This is a genomic window from Streptomyces angustmyceticus (assembly GCF_040701845.1).
GTDB lineage: Bacteria > Actinomycetota > Actinomycetes > Streptomycetales > Streptomycetaceae > Streptomyces > Streptomyces angustmyceticus_A.
Genome location: NZ_JBFBHQ010000005.1, coordinates 323755 through 341342 on the forward strand (window position 1 = coordinate 323755; position 17588 = coordinate 341342).

The 17588-nt window shown below is 73.2% G+C and carries 10 protein-coding genes; 8 read left to right on the forward strand and 2 right to left on the reverse strand.

Going from position 1 to position 17588, the window contains the following annotated elements; all coding sequences use genetic code 11:
- Window positions 1–132: 132 nt before the first annotated feature.
- Window positions 133–1212, forward strand: coding sequence for a rod shape-determining protein (locus tag AB0411_RS14650; RefSeq protein ID WP_366417643.1), 1080 nt, complete (start codon window positions 133–135; stop codon window positions 1210–1212).
- Between the two features lie 200 nt (window positions 1213–1412).
- Window positions 1413–2495: an alpha/beta fold hydrolase gene (locus AB0411_RS14655; RefSeq protein ID WP_366417644.1), complete on the forward strand. Its 1083-nt coding sequence runs from the start codon at window positions 1413–1415 to the stop codon at window positions 2493–2495.
- On the opposite strand, the gene AB0411_RS14660 is transcribed toward AB0411_RS14655, so the two are convergent.
- Window positions 2492–3271 (reverse strand): TetR/AcrR family transcriptional regulator, encoded by a 780-nt coding sequence (locus tag AB0411_RS14660; protein ID WP_366417645.1) that lies wholly within the window; start codon window positions 3269–3271, stop codon window positions 2492–2494. The genes AB0411_RS14655 and AB0411_RS14660 overlap by 4 nt on opposite strands.
- A gap of 112 nt (window positions 3272–3383) precedes the next feature.
- Here AB0411_RS14660 and AB0411_RS14665 point away from each other — a divergent pair, with 112 nt between their 5' ends.
- Window positions 3384–4754, forward strand: a complete 1371-nt coding sequence (locus tag AB0411_RS14665) for an FAD-dependent monooxygenase (RefSeq protein ID WP_366417646.1) — start codon at window positions 3384–3386, stop codon at window positions 4752–4754.
- 339 nt (window positions 4755–5093) lie between these two features.
- Window positions 5094–5906: an IPT/TIG domain-containing protein gene (locus AB0411_RS14670; protein WP_366417647.1), complete on the forward strand. Its 813-nt coding sequence runs from the start codon at window positions 5094–5096 to the stop codon at window positions 5904–5906.
- A gap of 92 nt (window positions 5907–5998) precedes the next feature.
- Here AB0411_RS14670 and AB0411_RS14675 read toward each other — a convergent pair whose 3' ends face one another.
- The gene (locus tag AB0411_RS14675; protein WP_366417648.1) at window positions 5999–7048 is read right to left on the reverse strand and encodes a tyrosine-type recombinase/integrase; all 1050 of its coding nucleotides are present in this window, start codon (window positions 7046–7048) and stop codon (window positions 5999–6001) included.
- A gap of 1431 nt (window positions 7049–8479) precedes the next feature.
- On the opposite strand from AB0411_RS14675, the gene AB0411_RS14680 reads away from it, so the two are divergent.
- The 4 genes from AB0411_RS14680 (at window position 8480) to AB0411_RS14695 (ending at window position 17479) form a co-directional block, all read left to right on the forward strand.
- Window positions 8480–8686 (forward strand): DUF5988 family protein, encoded by a 207-nt coding sequence (locus tag AB0411_RS14680; protein WP_366417649.1) that lies wholly within the window; start codon window positions 8480–8482, stop codon window positions 8684–8686.
- Between the two features lie 79 nt (window positions 8687–8765).
- Window positions 8766–10097, forward strand: a complete 1332-nt coding sequence (locus tag AB0411_RS14685) for a beta-ketoacyl-[acyl-carrier-protein] synthase family protein (protein WP_366417650.1) — start codon at window positions 8766–8768, stop codon at window positions 10095–10097.
- 35 nt (window positions 10098–10132) lie between these two features.
- Window positions 10133–16486, forward strand: a complete 6354-nt coding sequence (locus tag AB0411_RS14690; RefSeq protein WP_366417651.1) for a type I polyketide synthase — start codon at window positions 10133–10135, stop codon at window positions 16484–16486.
- Window positions 16487–16954: 468 nt separating this feature from the next.
- Window positions 16955–17479, forward strand: coding sequence for an ATP-binding protein (locus AB0411_RS14695; RefSeq protein ID WP_366417652.1), 525 nt, complete (start codon window positions 16955–16957; stop codon window positions 17477–17479).
- Window positions 17480–17588: the final 109 nt, after the last annotated feature.

A 17588-nucleotide genomic window follows, 5' to 3' on the forward strand; every position in this document is an offset into this window, starting at 1 on the left:
GGAGGGAACCATTCCGGGCCCTGAGTAGTCTTATTGAGTGCCCGCAATGAACGCCATTGCTCGCCCATGGGGTTGTCTGCGGGGCAATGTCCCAGGATCCCACTCCGTCGCGAGAGAGCACACGAACCCCCCATGGCGTCCAGCACTTCGTCCGGTACGTACGACATAGGCATCGACCTCGGCACGGCCAACACCCTGGTGTACGCCCGCGGCAAGGGCGTGGTGCTGAACGAACCGTCCGTCGTCGCGGTCAACGCCGCCGGCGAGGTCATCGCCGTGGGCGCGGACGCCAAGCGGACCATCGGCCGCACCCCCTCCGGGATCACCGCGATGCGCCCGCTGCGCGACGGCGTCATCGCCGACTTCGACGCCGCGGAGCGGATGCTGCGCGCCCTGATGAAGAAGGCCCTGCCCAGCCGCCGGTTCTCCCGGCCGCGGGTGGTCATCTGCGTCCCCTCCGGCGTCACCGGCGTCGAACGGCGCGCGGTCATCGACTCCGCCCGGAGCGCCGGCGCCCGCGAAGTGCACCTCATCGAGGAGCCGATGGCCGCCGCGATCGGCGCCGGCCTCCCCGTGGACGAGCCGGTCGGCTGCATGGTGGTGGACATCGGCGGCGGCACGACCGAGGTCGCCGTCATCTCCATGGGCGGGCTGGTCACCGCCCAGTCCGTACGGGTCGCCGGCGACGCCCTGGACGCCGCCGTCGCCGCCCACATCAAGAAGCAGCACTCCCTGACCATCGGCGAGCGCACCGCCGAGGACATCAAGATCGCGATCGGCTCGGCGGTCTGGACCCCGGTCGACCTCGACGAGGACGGCGCACCCGACCGCCCCTTCTCCTACACGGTCCGCGGCCGCGACCACGTCAACGGCCTGCCCCGGGTCCAGGAGATCAGCGAGGAGGAGGTCCGCGACGCGCTGGCCGAGCCGGTCGACGCGATCGTCCGCGCCGTCCACCGCACCCTCGACGAATGCCCCCCGGAGCTGTCCGGCGACATCGTCGAGCAAGGGATCGCCCTCACCGGCGGCGGCGCCCTGCTCCGCGGCCTGGACCGCCGGCTGCGCCAGGAGACGGGCGTCCCCGTGACGGTCGCCGACGATCCCCTGGACTGCGTGGTCAACGGCACCGCCAAGTGCGTCGACGAATTCGCCTCCCTGCACGGCCTGCTGACGGGCGCGAAGGAACAACCGCGGCGGACGGTGCGGTTGTAGGGAGAGGCCGAGGGCGCGGGGGCCGCGTCCGGCCGGTTTGCCGTCCCGGCAAGATTCCTTGCGCGCGGTGGGACACCGCCGTGATCGTGGGGGAGCGGTCGCGGGGACCGCGGGCCGCGCCGGACCGGGGCCCGCGCGCCGTGGCCGCCGCCCGCAGGCGTCGCCACCACCGGCGCCGCCGCACTCCCCGAGGAGGATGCATGCCGCAGTCCGCCAAGACGCCGTCCACGCCCCCCACTTCCCCGGCCGCCCCGGTGCCGCAGCCGCCGGCCGGCCCGCTGCCGGAGGCCGTCCACCGCACGGTCGAGGTCCCCGGCGGCCGCATCCACCTCGTGGAGCAGGGCAGCGGACCCCTCGTCCTGATGGTCCACGGCTTCCCCGAGTCCTGGTACTCCTGGCGCCACCAGCTCCCCGCGCTCGCCGCCGCGGGCTACCGGGCGGTCGCCATCGACGTCCGGGGCTACGGGCGTTCCTCGAAACCCCGTGACGTGGCGGCCTACCGGATGCTCGCCCATGTCGCCGACAACGTCGCGGTGGTGCGCGCCCTCGGCGAGGAGACCGCGATCATCGTGGGCCACGACTGGGGCTCGCCGATCGCCGCCAACACGGCGCTGCTGCGGCCCGATGTCTTCACCGCCGTGGCACTGCTGAGCGTTCCGTACGCGCCCCGCGGCGGTATCCGGCCCACCGAGGCCTTCGCGCGGCTCGGCGGCGGGGGCGAGTTCTACATCAACTACTTCCAGGAGCCGGGCCGGGCGGAGGCGGAGATCGAGCCCGCCGTCCGCGACTGGATCGCCGGGTTCTACGTCGTGGCCTCGGGCGACGCCAAGCAGGACGCCACGCGGTCCGACGCCGCCCAGGACCACGTCGGGCACTTCTCGGTCGCCCCGGGCGGCAAGCTCTCCGACCGCTTCCCCGAGAAGCTCCCCCTGCCGCTGCCCTGGCTCACCGAGGCCGATCTCGACTTCTACGCGGGCGAGTTCGAGCGCACCGGCCTGACCGGCGGTCTCAACCGCTACCGCAACATCGACCGGGACTGGGAGGACCTCGCCGCCTGGGACGGGGCGCCCCTCAGGCAGCCGTCGCTCTTCATCGGCGGGGAGCACGACGCCCCCACCAACTGGATGGCCGACGCCATCAAGGCGTTCCCGCACACCCTCCCGGGCCTGTCCGCCTCCCACATCCTCGACGGCTGCGGCCACTGGGTCCAGCAGGAACGCCCCGAGGAGGTCAACCGCCTGCTGACCGACTGGCTGGGCTCGCTGCCCGGGGCCGCGGCCTAGGAAGTGCCGCCCCGCGCCCTGCCCGTATAGGCCTCCAGGCCGTCGAGGATCCGCTCCAGGCCGAACTCCCAGGCCTGGTCGCGGGAGGCGCCACCGGAGTCGGCGACGGCCGCGGCGACCGCGGGAAAGCGGTCGGCGCGGCCGGCGAGCAGCTCGTTCAGCGCCGCGCTCATGGCCTCTTCCGGCCCCTTGGCCCGCGTGCTGCCCAGCCCCGTCGACGCCGCCACCCGGGCGAGGGTGCGGACATGGCCGGTCACCACGACCACGGCGTCGAGCCGCTCGCCGCCGGTCAGGCCGGTGCCGGCGAGCGCGGCGAGGGCGCCGTCGATCCAGCCGAGCTCGTGCGGGCCCATCACACGCGGGCCGACGGCGGCCTCCAACAGCCAGGGGTGGCGGTGGTGGACCGCCGCGAGCGCCTCGGCCCATGCGCGCAGCGCCGCCCGCCACCCGCTCCCGTCCCGGCCGGATCCCGCGGGCGCCTCCGGGGCGGGCGGCTCGCCCAGCGCCGTGTCGATCATCAGCGCGACCAGCTCGTTCTTCCCCGGCACATAGCGGTACAAGGACATCTTGGTGAAGTCGAGCTCGGCCGCGACCCGTTGCATGGAGACCGCCCCGAGCCCGCCGGTGTCGGCGAGGGCCATGGCCGTGTGCGTGATCCGCTCCAGGCTCAGCGCGGGTTTGGGGCCGCGGCTGGGCCGCCCCCGCCCGCCCCACAGCACCTCGACGCTCCCCGCCTGATCTCCGAACACGCTGCGCTTGCCGTCGTCTCCCGCCATCCCCGCATCCTAAAACCGTGTCCGGGGTACACAGAACCGTGTCCACCGGATACAGTTTCTCTGTCGGTACGACGAGCGGGATCCGGGTGACGGACCCACGGGGGAGCGTGTGATGACGTACGGAACGGCAACGGAGCGCGGGGGCGCCGTCAGGCCCGGCCGGGAGCGGGGGAGGCGGACGCCGCCGCAGGGGTGCTCGGTTCTGGTCTCCGGCGCCAGCGTGGCGGGCCCGGCCCTGGCCCACTGGCTCGGCCGCTACGGCTTCCGGGTCACCGTGATCGAGGTGGCGCCCGCCCTGCGGCGTGGCGGCTTCGCGGTCGACTTCCGCGGAGCGGCGCAGCTGACGGTCCTGGAGCGCATGGGCGTCCTGGACGAGATCAGGCACCACGGCACGGGCGGAGGCGACCCCCTCACCTTCATCGACGCACAGGGCCGCCCGCTGGCCGCGCTGCCGCCCGAATTCACCGGCGGCGAGGTCGAGATACTCCGCTCGGACCTGTCCCGCATCCTCTACGAGCACAGCCTGACCCCACCCGGCGTCCCCCGCGCTCCCGGTCCTCCGCCCACAGGTCCCGAGGCGCCCGAGCACCTCCCCGGACCTCCTCCCGAGTACCTCTTCGGCGACTCCGTCGCCGCCCTCGCCGAAACCGCCGACGGCGTGCACGTCACCTTCGAGCGGGGCGCGCCGCGCACCTTCGACCTCGTGATCGGCGCCGACGGTCTGCACTCCACCGTGCGCCGGCTCGCCTTCGGCCCCGAGAGGGACTTCGTCCGCCACCTCGGGTACTACGTCGCCGCCTGGGACCTCCCCGAAGAGGCCGGGGACCTCGCCGCCCGCCCGGTCGGCTACGGCGAACCCGGCCGCCTGGCCACCGTCGGCCGCACCCCCCGCCGCGCCGGGGAGCCGGACTACGCGGGCGAGGCATTCTGCGTCTTCGCCTCCGACGAGGAGCCGGCCCACGACCGGCGCGACCCGCGTACACAGCGGCGGGCCATAGCGCAGGCCTTCGACGGCGCAGGCTGGCGGACACCGGAACTCCTCGCCACCCTCGGGCAGGCCGGCGACCTCTACTTCGACTCCATCAGCCGGGCCGATGTCCCGAGGTGGTCCACGGGCCGGATCGCCCTCCTCGGCGACGCCGCATACGGCGCCACGGTCGGCGGCATGGGCACCGGCTCGGCGGTCATCGGCGCCTATGTCCTCGCCGGTGAACTCGCCCTCGCCGGGGGCGATCACCGCACGGCCTTCGCCCGCTACGAAGACCGGCTCCGTCCCTATGTGACGCAGTGTCAAGAAGGTGGCCGCGGCGCCGGCGCCTTCCTCGCCCCGGCCACCCAAGAAGCCCTCGACGCCCGCAACGCCGCCCTGAACTCCCCGCCCACCGTCGCCGCCATGCTGCGGCAGGGCCACGACATATCGGCCGCCCTCGCGCTGGACGACTACCCGGCGGGGATCGCCGCCGCGGTCCGCGCCCGGTGGTGAACGGGCCGGTCCGCACGCTGAGCCGAACGGGTGCTTCGGCGTCAACGTGATTGTCCGCCGTCACCTCTTCTGGGTTACTGGTGGGGCCTGGTCGGTGGCCGTCCATCCCCCTCGGGCTTCAGCAGTCGGCCACCCTCCAGCCCTCTTCGCTGTGGGGCCCGAAGGACGGCCGGCCGCACGACGGCCCCCGGCCCCGCCCCGGGCGCGACCGGCCGCCGTGCGCCGTGCGGGCCGTCCTCCTGTCCGGCCGGCTGCTGCCAGTGCTCGGGCCCCGGCGTGTGCGCCAAGTCCGTCACGAGCGGGCCCGGCAGCAGCGAGCTCACACAGCAGGAGGACTCCATGTCCACACCCACCATCCAACCGGCCCTTCCGGCCCTGCCCTTCGGGCCGGTGCTGCTCGGCGTCGTGCCGAACTCGGGGCCGACCACGGGCGGCAACACCGTCCAGCTGATCGGGCTCGGCCTCGGCGGCGCCACCAGCGTCCTCTTCGGGACGTCGACGGCGACCATCGTCGGGCAGGACCCGCTGGGGCTGACCGTGACCGTCCTGGCCCCCGCACACGCCGCCGGCGCCGTGCAGGTCACCGTCACCACCAGCAGCGGGACCAGCAACCCGGCGTCGTACGTGTACGTGGCGCCCGTCCCGCCGACGGCCGCGGTCATCACCCCCAACTCGGGCCCGGTCGCGGGCGGCACGTCCTTCATCATCGTCGGCTCCGGCCTGCAGGGCGCCAGCGTCACCATCGGGGGCAACGCCGCCACCGTCGTGGGCACGGACCCCTCCGGCAGCGTCCTGTTCGGCGTCACCCCGGCGGGACCGCCCGCAGGGGGCAACGTCCCGGTCGTGGTGACGACCCCGGGCGGCACCGCGACCGTCCCCGGCGGCTACACCTACCTGGCGGCGCCTCCGACGGTCACCGGAACGGTCTCGCCGTCCTCGGCGGCGGCGGGCGCCTCCTTCACCATCGTCGGGACCGGTCTCCTCGGGGCGACCGTGCTCTTCGGGGCCACCCCGGCCACCGGCGTGGTGGTCAACGCGGGCGGCACGTCCCTGACCGGTACCGTCCCGCCGGGCACGGTCGGATCGACCGTGCAGGTCACCGTCCAGACGGCGGCCGGCAGCGCCAACGCCGGTTCGTTCACCTACCTGTGACGGACCCTCCCACCGGGTGACGGTCCGGCGCCCGGCCGGGGTCGGCGGGCCGCACCCGGCCCGCCCGGACCCGCCCGGGCCACCCGGCGCCGTCACCCCGCGGGGGGACGGCGGAAAGCGGTTCGGCCCCCGCCCGTCGTACGGGCGGGGGCCGAACTCGCCGGTGGCTCCCCGGGGCGCTCCGCCGGCCTCACGGCCCGGTCGGGCGGCAGGTACCCCCGGGCCTCCTGCGGAGGGCGCCCGGCGGCGCCGCACAGCAACGGCAGCGGAAGCCCGGCGTCCGCCATCCAGGTCAGCCCGGTGTGGCGCAGGTCCTGGCGCCGGAGGTACTCGTGCCCGAGTTCGGCCACCACATCGTCCCAGCGGGTCGTGTCCCGCAGCACCGCGGCGGTGAACCGCCTGCGGTGCGGTCCGGTGAACAGCCGGGCCACGGGCGTGTGCCGCGCCGCCTCCAGCCGGGCGGCCGCCAGTTCGCGCGCGGCGGGGCGCAGCGGCACCACCCGCTGGTGCCTGCCCCGGCAGGCGCGGTCGTCCAGGCCCCCGGGCCCGGACACGGTGAGGCGCTGGACCTGCCAGGTCCAGGTGCTGATGTCGATGTCCTGGGCCTGCAGGGCGGACACCTCGCTGAAGCGGGTACCGGTCCAGGCGGCGAACCGGACGATGTCGCCCCATCCTGCATAGCCGTCCGAGGACCGCTGCACGAGGGTGGTCGCCAGCCGCTCCAGCGCCTGCACGTCCGGCAGGGCCAGCGCCCTGGGCGTGGTGCGTTCGCTCTGGGCACGCTGGTACTCCTGCTGCCAGCCGGCCACCCGCGCGGGATTGGCGTCCAGCACCCCGTCCCGTACGGCCTGTTCCAGGACCCGGACGAGGACGGCGAGACTGTTCTTCACCGTCGACAGGCCGCACTCGTCGGCGATCCAGCAGTGCAGGGCACGGTTGACGACGCGGCGGGTGACGTCCCGCACGAGGACGTGCCCGATGCTGGGCACGACCCGCAGCCGCCACCCGGCCTGGTAGGGGGACATGGTCAACTCCTCCAGGCCGTGCATCGCCGCCGGCCATCTCCGTTCCCCGTAGTCGGCGAGCGACATCGCGGGGATGCCGGCCTCCTCCGGAATCCGGCACCCCGTGTTTTTGTTCATTATCGAATCACCCTTGTCTGCTGAGGAGTTATTCGGCCGCCCGGTACGGATGATGTGATTCGCTCTTGAGCGTGAAACCGGCGTCGGGGGAAACGTGCGGACTTCATGCCCGTGGACGGTGCGGTGAACTGCGGTCCTCGGCGGAGCGCTTTGGTGCGCGGTCCGCCGAGGCCGGGAACAACAACCCGGCCGAGATCGACGAAAAAGGACCGGACTCTGCGCCGGTGGCGACCCCGTACCGGCGGCCTCCCGCGACTCCGTCGCCCGCACAGAAGAATATGGAAATCTTCTTCAACTGGGTTATGGGGAAGAGGAGTTGCGCATGCGGCGCGGGCGTTTGCCGATGCCGCAGAGACTTCCGGTGTCCCGTCGGTCCCGGTCGCTGCCGGTTCCTATCGGCAGAACGTCGGTTGCCGTCGCGTTCCACGCACAAGAATGACAAGCGACGAGCTCGCTGCGGCGCACGGTTCTCCTGCACGACCGAGCAGGAGCAGTGAGCAATCAAACGCTTCATCAGTCATGAGTCGAATAAAGGCATCTCCTCAGGCCATTGCGCAAGTTGGTACGAGTTCCTTCTTTTCGCGCTGCTCCGAACGGGTGGCCTTATCCGTTGACTGTTGTAGCTCGCCGAGCCGCATGGATAACTAGTCGCATCCAACCGGTGGGCCGCCCATCCTCTCCGGGGAGCGGCACCTGGCCTACCCGTTGGCCCGGCCCAGCGCCTGGTTGCGGTCAGACCGAGATGCCGTATGGGCGTCCCCGGTAGAGGGTTTTGGATCCGTCAGCCGGTGCCGATTCGTCGGCACCGGCTGATCGGCCCCCACATTCGGTCAGGGGGCGTCATGCGAATCATTTCCATCCTTCGCTGGGTCTGCGGTCTACGCGCCTCGACCCCGGCCCTCACCACGACATCGCAGGTACTTCCCCGGTCCGCCGGTGACGCGACCCGCACGATCCCGGCCCCCGGCACCCCACCCGTGCCCGCCGCCGCGGACCATGTGCTCCCCGCGCCCGGCCGCTCCGCGCGGCTCCCGGCACCGTTCCGCAGCCGCCCGCCCCATGCTCCCCGCGACGGGGGCGGCGCGCACCGCGCAGGGCTCCCGCACGGCACCACGCAGGTTGCGCCGCCGGAGCCGAATCCCGCCCCCGCCGTCCCCGCAGTCCCAACGGCCCCGGGCGGCACCCCGCACACGGCTCCCCGCCCCGCCGGCGCCCCCCTGCCCGTCTTCCTCCACGGGGCACGTCCGGCCCACTGAGGCGGGCCACGCCACCCTTCCACCGCGCCCCGGGGCGACCCGGCCCCTTCCCACGGCAGGCCCGGCCCCGGGCCCTGCCCGGGCCGTCGCACCCGCGGTGAGCCGCACCCGGGTTCCCCGGCCACATCCGAAGCCTCCCCAGAAATCCCACTGGGACAGAACACCGGAGGACAGCATGGCGCAACGAAAAATGGTGATCCTCGTCGACGGGCCGGAGGGAAATGGCCTGCCGGAGCACGCGCGCGACAACGCGAGCGATCCGATAAGGATCCTGCGGGGCAACGGGTACGAGCGTTTCGAATTCTACGGCGAGTACGCGGACTTGGGCGGAGAGCCGGTCCCGGTCTATCGCTGGTGTTACCGCACACGAATCGCCGAATAGGCGCTGTGCGTCCAGAGGAAGAAAGCGATGTGCAGAGGAGAACAACCATGTGGAACCTCGTGAGGGACGGAGTCCTGTCGTGAACCGAGAATCTGGTAAAGAAGAAAACCGAAGCGGCCGGGACGTGGTGGTGACCGGCGTCGGATTCTGCCTGCCCGGTCGCAGGGAACCGGTCTTCACCGCCGACGACATGTGGGACGTCGTCTCCAACGGCCGGTCCTGCCTCAAGCGCGACGAGGTCTACTACGGCTCCGTCGAGCTCACCCAGGAGATGTTCGACGAACGCCTCCCGGACGTCCCCCCGTTCTTCTCCCAGCATTACACCTCGGCACACCGGTTCGGGCTGGTGTCGATGGCGGAGGCCACCACCGACGCCGGGCTGACATTCAGCGGAGGTGCCCTGGGAGAAGCCGCGATTCTGGTCGGGCGCGGGGGAGTCGACTCGAATGTCGAGAGTTATCTCTCGGTGCTCAGTGCCGATCCCGCAAAGACCTCCGCACCGGACGCGATGGAATTGTTCGTCGCGGCACAACAGGCCGTGACACCCTCCGATGTCGCCCTGGTGCAGGCGGCGCTGACGCAGTCCAACGGCCCCTGCTACACCGTCTCGTGCGGCTGCGCCTCCTCCGCCGTCCAGATCGGCAACGCCCGTCGGCTCATCGCCCACGGCGAGGTCGACATCGCGGTCGTGACCGGCGTCGACGTCTTCAACGTCCACCTCATCCAGAACATCCAGCGGCTGCTGAGCGGGGCCCAGCAGACCTACGACGCCCTCCGCACGACCGACATGCCGGAGCTGCTGCCGTCCTTCACCTCCCTGATGCGCCCCTACGACCGCCGGGCGGACTGCATCAACCACGGCGAGGGCGCGGCCACCGTGATCATGGAGAGCCGGGAACACGCCGCCCGGCGCGGCGCGCACGTCTACGGCCAGGTGCTGGCCACCGCCATGACCCGCGACGGGCTGGCCAACCCCCTCGCCTGCGACGAGACCGGCGCGGAACTCGTCAGCGCCGTCCGCCGCTGTCTCGGCGACCGCTGGCGGATCGGCGATGTGCCGTACGTCCACGGCGGCAGCGACGGCAACGTCATCGTCACCGCCTTCGAGGCGAACGCCATCAAGGAGCTGTACGGGCCGCAGAGCGATGTGCTGGTGACGTCGCAGGAAGGCTGCTTCGGCCACAACGGCGCACCGGCCGGCTGCCTGGGCGTCGCCATGACGCTGATGATGATGGAGCGCGGGCAGGTCTGCCCCACCGCCAACTGCGAGCAGCCGGCCGAGGAGCTCCCCTTCGACCCGGTCCCCGGCGTGCGGCCGCGGCCGCTCGACTTCGACTACGCGCTGAGCTTCAACTACCAGGTCGGCGGCGTGAAGAACGCCATTCTCCTCGGCAGTCCGGAAGCCGTGTGACCACGGGCAGATCACCTCCCACGTACGGAGCCCCGATGAGCAACGACATGCACGGCTCGAGAGCCGAGATGCGAACCACCCACGAGACAGAGCAGATCGCCGTGATCGGCATGGGATGCCGGCTGCCCGGCGACACCGACTCGCCCGCGGCCCTGTGGCGCCTGCTGGTCGAGGAGCGGGACGCGGTGGGCGAACTGCCCGCCGAGCGCCGGCGCCTCGTCCCGGAGGACTCCCTCGACTCCCCGGGGCCGGGGAGCCGGGCGCCGACCCCCCGCCAGGGCGGCTTCCTGCGCGAGGTCACCGGCTTCGACGCCGCCTTCTTCGGCGTCTCGGGCCGGGAGGCCGACGTCCTCGACCCCCAGCACCGCCTGCTGCTGGAAGTCACCTGGGAGGCCCTGGAACACGCCGGCCTGCCACCGGACCGGATGAACGGCACCCCGACGGCCGTCTTCGCCGGCATCAGCTACAGCGACTACATGGACCGGCTGGCCGGGCAGCCCCAGGAGCTGGAGGGGTCGATCCTGACCAACGGCCACTGTGTGGCCGCCGGCCGGATCTCCTACCTGCTCGGCCTGCAGGGCCCGTGCGTGGCGCTGGACACCGCCTGCTCCTCCTCGCTGGTGGCGGTGCACATGGCACGCCGGGCGCTGACCGCCGGGGAGTGCGACCTCGCGCTCGCCGGCGGCGTCACCCTGAGCTTCCAGCCGCGCATCACCCGCTCCTTCGCCAGGATGGGCATGCTGTCGGCCGGCGGGCGCTGCCGGACCTTCGACGCCGGGGCCGACGGATTCGTACGGGGCGAGGGCTGCGGCGTCGTGGTGCTGAAACGTCTCTCCGACGCCGTACGGGACGGTGACCGGGTGCTCGCGGTGCTGCGCGGCTCGGCCACCAACCAGGACGGCTCGTCCGAAGGACTGGCCGCCCCGTCGGTGACCGCGCAGGCGGCCCTCTACCAGGAGGCCCTGGCACAGGCCGGCGTCGACCCGCGGGACGTGGGCATGGTCGAGACCCACGGCACCGGCACCCCGGTGGGCGACCCGATCGAGTTCGCCAGCCTCGCCGAGGTCTACGGCAACGGGCCCGGCCGCTGCGCCCTGACGTCCGTGAAGACCAACGTCGGGCACCTCGAACCGGCCGCCGGCATCACCGGACTGATCAAGAGCGTGCTGTGCCTGCAACGCGGCACCATCCCCGCCAACCTGCACTTCCGGCGCTGGAACCCGGCCATCTCCGCGGCCGGCACCCGCTTCTTCGTCCCCACGGAGCTGTCGTCCTGGCCGCTGCGGACCCCCACCCGGCTGGCCGCGGTGTCCTCCTTCGGCTTCTCGGGGACCAACGCCCACGTCCTGCTGGAACAGGCCCCGGAACGCCCGGCGGCCCGGCACCGGGACACCGGCCGGCGGTCCCAGGGGACCTCCGAGGTCTTCCTCGTGCCGGCCGGCTCGCCCGACGTGCTGCCGGCCGCGGCCGGCCGGCTCGCGGACTGGATGGAGGGCGACGGCGCGAACGTGCCGCTGCGCGACCTCGCGCACACCCTCGCCCTCCGCCGCTGCGCCGGGCACGGGCGGCTCGGCGTCGTGGCCTCCGCCCGCCGCGAACTCCTCGCCGCCCTGCGGTCCTTCGCGTCCGGGCAGCGGCACCCGGCGGTCGTCACCGGCGCCGTGGGCGCCGCCGTGGAGCGGCAGCCCGTATGGGTGTTCTCCGGCCAGGGCTCCCAGTGGCCCGGCATGGGGCGCGGACTGCTCACGACCGAACCGGCCTTCCTCGACGCGCTGACCGAGGTCGACGAACTCATCCGGGCACAGAGCGAGGTCGCGGTCCTCGACGTGGTGCGGCGCGGTCAGCCGGTCCACGGCTGCGGCACCGTGCAGCCGGTCCTGTTCGCCCTGCAGATCGCCCTCGCCGCCACCTGGCGCTCGTACGGCGTCGAACCCGCCGCGGTCATCGGGCACTCGATGGGCGAGGTCGCGGCCGCGGTGGTCGCCGGGGCGCTGACGCTGGCCGACGGGGTCCGGGTGATCTGCCGGCGCTCCGGACTGCTGAGCGACATCGCGGGCTCCGGCAGCATGCTGAGCGTCGGCCTCGACGCTCAGACGGTACGGGCGGAACTCGCGGACAGCGCGGCCGACACCGTGTCGGTCGCCGTCCTGTCCGCGCCCGACTCCACCGTCGTGGCGGGGCGGACCACGGAGGTGAGCCGGCTGGCCGCCGCCTGGGAGGCCCGGAAGATCCCGGTCTTCCCGATCGCCGTGGACGTCGCCTCGCACTGCCCGCTGGTGGACCCGGTGCTGCCGGCCCTGCGCTCGGCCCTGGCCGGCCTGGACCCGCGGTCGCCCAAGGTGCCGTTCTACTCGACGGTCGTCGAGCCCGGTGAGACGCCGGCCTTCGACGCCGACTACTGGTGCGACAACCTGCGCCGCCCGGTGCGCTTCGCCGAGGCGGTGGCGGCCGCGGCCGCCGACCGGCACGTGGTCTACACCGAGATCTCACCGCACCCCGTGGTCACCCACTCCGTCGAACGGAGCCTGGCCGGACTCGTCGCGGAGCCCGTGGTGCTGCCCACGCTGCGCCGCGAGGAGGACGAGCAGGCCACGTTCCGCACCCAACTCGCCGCGCTGCACTGCGCCGCCGTGCCGGTGGACTGGCGGCGCCTGTACGGCGAGGGCGGCCTCGTCGACGCCCCCACCGTCACCTTCGACCGCCGCCACCACTGGGCCGACGCCGCCGCCCCGCCCGCGCCGGCCCCCGAGGCCCCCCGGGCCCAACTGCCCGGCCACCACACCGAGTTCCCCGGCGAGCCCGCCCGGCACTGCTGGCGCGCCGACGCCGGCACCGACGCACTGCCCTGGCTCGCGGACCACCGGGTGCACGGCAACGCGGTCCTCCCGGGGGCGGCGCACTGCGGGCTGGCGCTCTCGGCCGCCTGCGAGGTCTTCGGCGCGGCACCGCACGAAGTGGAGGTCACCGACGTCCACTTCACCCAGCTGCTGCGGCTCGGCCCGGACACCGAGATCTCCACCGCCGTCACGATGACCGCACCGGACCGGGCGCACTGCGAGATCCTCGCCCGCAACGAGCAGGGCGACTGGGAGGTGCAGGCCGACGCCGTGCTGCACCGGCTGAGCGTACGGCCCGACCTGCGGCCCAGATCCGTCGACGCGATGAGCCTGCGCCACCCGCTGCCGCTGGATCCGGCCGCGCTCTACGAGAGCCTGCGCCGGCGCGGCCTGGAGCACGGCCCGGCGTTCACCGGCGTCCTCGACCTGCACACCGGCCGCCACAACGACAGCTTCTGGGCCAAGGTCGCGGTGCCGCCCCAGGCCAGCACCCCGCCACCGGGCCTGCCGGTCCACCCCGTGCTCCTGGACCTGTGTGCCCAGCTCGCCGTGGCGCCGCTGATCAACGAGGACGACCCGGCGCTGGTGCTGCCGGTGGGCATGCAGGCGGTGCGCGTCCTGGGCGATCCCACGACCGCGGTGTACTGCCACGCGCACGTCAGCGAGATCACCGCGGAGGCCATCGTGGCCAATGTGCGCCTCCTGGACGACAACGGCGCCGTGGTCCTCCTCGTCAACGGTCTGCGCTTCGCACGGCGGGCCAAGCGCGACACCCCGGAGGTCGACGACTGGCTCCTGGACATCGCCTGGCGCTCCGCACCCCGTGCGGCGCCGGACGGCGGCCGGGCACCGGGGAGCTGGGTGGTCGTCGGCGAAGCGGACGGCTCGGCCCAGGCGCTGGCCGCCGCGCTGCGCTCCCGCTGCGCCCGCACCGTGGTCTGGGACCGTGCGCTGGACGACACCTCCCTCGGCGGGTTCCGCGACGCCCTCACCGGCCGCCTGGCCGCCACCCTCGAAACCCCGCGCGCGGTGGTGCTGGTGTGCGGCCGCGCCCAGGGCGGGGAGCCGACCGTGCAGTCCCTGTGGCGCACCCGCCGGCTGCTCGGCGCCGTCCAGGCGATCGCCGCCACCTCCTCGTCCCCGCGCCTGTACGTCGTCACGCGGGGTGCCCGCGGGGTGCTGCCGGCCGACGAGGTCGACCTCGGGCAGACCGCGGTGCGCGGACTGCTGCGGGTCGCCGCGCTGGAACACCCCGAGATCCGGCCGGTGCTGGTGGACGCCGACCCGCACGACGCCGACCCCGAGGAGGTGGCCCTGGAGCTCCTGGCCGACGCGGACGACGACGAGGTCGCCCTGCGCGCGGGCGACCGGCACGTCGCCCGCCTGGAACACGCCGCGCCCGACGACGGACAGGACCGGGCCGCCACCCCCTGCACCGTGCGGTACGGCGCGGACGGCTTCCGGCTGCGCGCGAGCCGGCTGGGCGACCTGTCGAGCCTGGAGTACGCCGCCACCGGCCGGCGGGCGCCGGGGCCCGGTGAGGTCGAGGTGCGGGTCACCGCGGCCGGCCTGAACTTCCGCGACGTGCTCACCGCCATGGGCCTGCTCCCCGGCGACCTGGACGTGCGCTACCGGATCGGTTTCGAGTGCTCCGGTGTGGTCAGCGCGGTCGGCGCCGGGGTGGAACGGCCGCAGGTCGGGGACGAGGTGATCGCCGTCGATCTGCGCGGCGGAGCGTTCGGGTCGTTCCTGACGCTCCCCGCCGACGCGGTCGCCCCCGTCCCGTTCGGCATCGAACCGGTCGCCGCGGCCGGACTGCCGATCGCCTTCCTGACCGCCTGGTACGCGCTGCGTTCGGTGGCCCGGCTGGCCGCCGGGGAGCGGGTGCTGATCCACTCCGCCACCGGCGGCACCGGGCTGGCGGCGATCGCGGTGGCCCGGCTGCTGGGCGCCGAGGTGCTGGCCACGGCCGGCAGCGAGGACAAGCGCCGCTTCCTGCGGAGCATGGGCATCCGCCACGTCATGGACTCCCGCACGCTGGAGTTCGGCGAACGCACCCGCGAGGCGACGAACGGCGAGGGCGTCGACGTCGTCCTCAACTCGCTGTCCGGCGCGGCCATCCGCACCGGCCTGGAGACGCTGCGCCCCTTCGGCCGGTTCGTGGAACTGGGGGTGCGCGACATCATGGCGGACGCCCCGCTGGGGATGCTGCCGCTGCGGCACAACGTGACCCTGAGCACCGTCGACCTGATCGAGCTGCACCGCAACCGTCCCGACACCTTCGCCGCGGTGTGGAAGGAGGTGCTCGGCGCGTTCGAGGAGGGGCGGCTCAAGCCCCTGCACTGCACGGAGTTCCCGCTCGCGGAGGCCACCACGGCCTTCCGCACCATGGCGGCCGCCGACCACATCGGCAAGCTGGTGCTGACCGTGCCCGGCGAGGGCGAAGCGCCCGCGGTGCTGCCCGAGATGGACATGCCCGTGGAGGAGGGCGGCGCCTACATCGTCACCGGCGGACTGCGCGGCCTGGGCCTGGCCACGGCGAAATGGCTCGCGGCCCACGGCGCCGGGCATGTGGTGCTCAACGGCCGCAGCGCCCCGGAGCCCGATGTCGCGCAGACGCTCGCCACGGTGATCGGCAGGACCGCGAAGGTGTCGGTCGTCCTGGGCGACATCGCCGACCCGGACGTTTCCCGGCGGCTGGTGTCCACCGCGGTGACCGACGGGTTCCGGCTGCGCGGTGTGGTGCACTGCGCCATGGTCCTGGACGACGCCGTGATCACCAATGTGCAGGACGACCAGCTGGAACGGGTCTGGCTGCCGAAGGTCGTCGGCGCCTGGCATCTCCACCACGCCACCCAGGACCATCCGCTGGACTGGTTCGCGGCGTTCTCCTCGATGGCCTCGCTGCTGGGCAACCCCGGCCAGGGCGCCTACGCGGCGGCGAACTCCTGGCTCGACGGGTTCGCCGGGTGGCGCTCCGACCAGGGGCTGCCCACCGTCGCGGTCAACTGGGGCCCGTGGGGCGAGATCGGTGTCGCCACCGACTTCAGCCGCCGCGGATACCGCACCATCCCCACCGACCACGGCCTCGCGGCCCTGCGGACGCTGCTGGCCCACCGGAAGGTGCAGACCGGGGTGATCCCCGGCCCGCCGGACACCTGGGTCCCGGCCGCCGGCCGGCATCTCCCGTTCTTCAGCGCGGTGTCGGGCCAGGCGCCGCCGGACCGGACCCCGCCGCCCGAGGAGGAGACCGACGACATGCGCGCCCGGCTCGCCGCACTGCCGGCCGGCCTGGCGAGAAGGGCGGCGCTGGAGGAGCATCTGGCCGGACACGTCCGGGACGTGCTGCGGCTGGGGGAGAGCGCGCTCGACCCGCAGACCCCGCTGAAGTCCCTGGGATTCGACTCCCTCCTGACGATGGAGCTGCGCGTCCGCATCGACCGCTCCTTCGGCATCTCCCTGCCGAGGAACTTCGTCTGGGAACACCCGACCCTGGCCGCGCTCGCCGCCGGTATCGCCGAGCACCTGGGCCTGGAACTGACGGCGAACTAGCCCCGGGGCCCTCGGGGACCGCGGACGCCCGGCGGACTGCCCACCAGCCCGCCGGGCGTCCGCATGCCCGCCCGGGACCGGCCCGTCCGCCACAAACGGATGCCGCAATTCCGAACTGCCGCAATTTCTGGTAAATTCTTGCTGCCGCACCTCGGGCCCCACGTCGCGCATTACCGGTAATTCTCTCATCGGTAATGCGCAACCGTTTTTTTATGGTCATAGTATTTCGCGTCGCGAAAAGCCCCGCCCGCTCCCGCCGCCGCACTGTGCGCCTTCCCGGCCGGACTCCCGAACTGCTTGAATTATCAGGGAAAGTGAAGGTCGGAAAGCGGCCCGGTAGGCACCGGGAGGCGACGCGGCGCACTGCGAAGGCCGCCGCCAGGACAGTTCGAGCGATGGCGCTGGCCGTGCTTCATGAGGCGAGAGCGGCATCGAGGTCCGTGAGGCACGTCTGAAAGGGGTAGTCGCATGTTACCCACCACCACGCATTCGGCCGAAGTCATGGTGACTGCCCGGCACATCGCGAGCTGGCCCCGGGAAAGAAACACCTTGATTCCCGCCGACTGCTGGCGCTCCGCGCAGCGCGTGACATTTCGTCTGCCGGCCGTGCGGCGGGCGGTGCCGGTCTGCCGGAACCTGGCCCGCGCCTGGCTCGACGGACAGGGAATCGATGACGACGACACGCGTTATCCGGTGTTGCTCGTGTTGTCGGAACTCTTCACCAATGCCGTCCAGTATTCCGCCGGCCGACGTGTCACCTGCCGGATATGGAGGTCGGAGAGCCTGCTGCACATCGAGGTCCACGACCGCGGGGGCACCGCCTCCGTTCCCCTGATGCGCAGCCCCGGCCAGGCCCAGGAGCACGGCCGCGGCCTGGCGCTGGTCGCCGGTTCCTCCTCGTGGTGGGGCCGCAGGACCGAGGACGACGACAGCTGCACGGTGTGGGCGGCGATACCGCTGGCAGCCGGCGTGCCGCACCCCATGGCGCCGTAACCCGCACCGCCGTCACCCCCCGCCCCTCGGGGGCTCCCTGCCGCCGACGGCCGCGCAGGCACCGGCCCGCACCTCCCCGCGGGACCGGACGACCGCCCGGCCGTCGGCA

Coding starts and splice junctions, on each gene's coding strand:
- AB0411_RS14650 (WP_366417643.1), top strand. CDS start 133: ATGGCGTCCAGCACTTCGTCCGGTACGTACGACATAGGCATCGACCTC.
- AB0411_RS14655 (WP_366417644.1), top strand. CDS start 1,413: ATGCCGCAGTCCGCCAAGACGCCGTCCACGCCCCCCACTTCCCCGGCC.
- AB0411_RS14660 (WP_366417645.1), bottom strand. CDS start 3,271: ATGGCGGGAGACGACGGCAAGCGCAGCGTGTTCGGAGATCAGGCGGGG.
- AB0411_RS14665 (WP_366417646.1), top strand. CDS start 3,384: ATGACGTACGGAACGGCAACGGAGCGCGGGGGCGCCGTCAGGCCCGGC.
- AB0411_RS14670 (WP_366417647.1), top strand. CDS start 5,094: ATGTCCACACCCACCATCCAACCGGCCCTTCCGGCCCTGCCCTTCGGG.
- AB0411_RS14675 (WP_366417648.1), bottom strand. CDS start 7,048: ATGAACAAAAACACGGGGTGCCGGATTCCGGAGGAGGCCGGCATCCCC.
- AB0411_RS14680 (WP_366417649.1), top strand. CDS start 8,480: ATGGCGCAACGAAAAATGGTGATCCTCGTCGACGGGCCGGAGGGAAAT.
- AB0411_RS14690 (WP_366417651.1), top strand. CDS start 10,133: ATGAGCAACGACATGCACGGCTCGAGAGCCGAGATGCGAACCACCCAC.
- AB0411_RS14695 (WP_366417652.1), top strand. CDS start 16,955: ATGTTACCCACCACCACGCATTCGGCCGAAGTCATGGTGACTGCCCGG.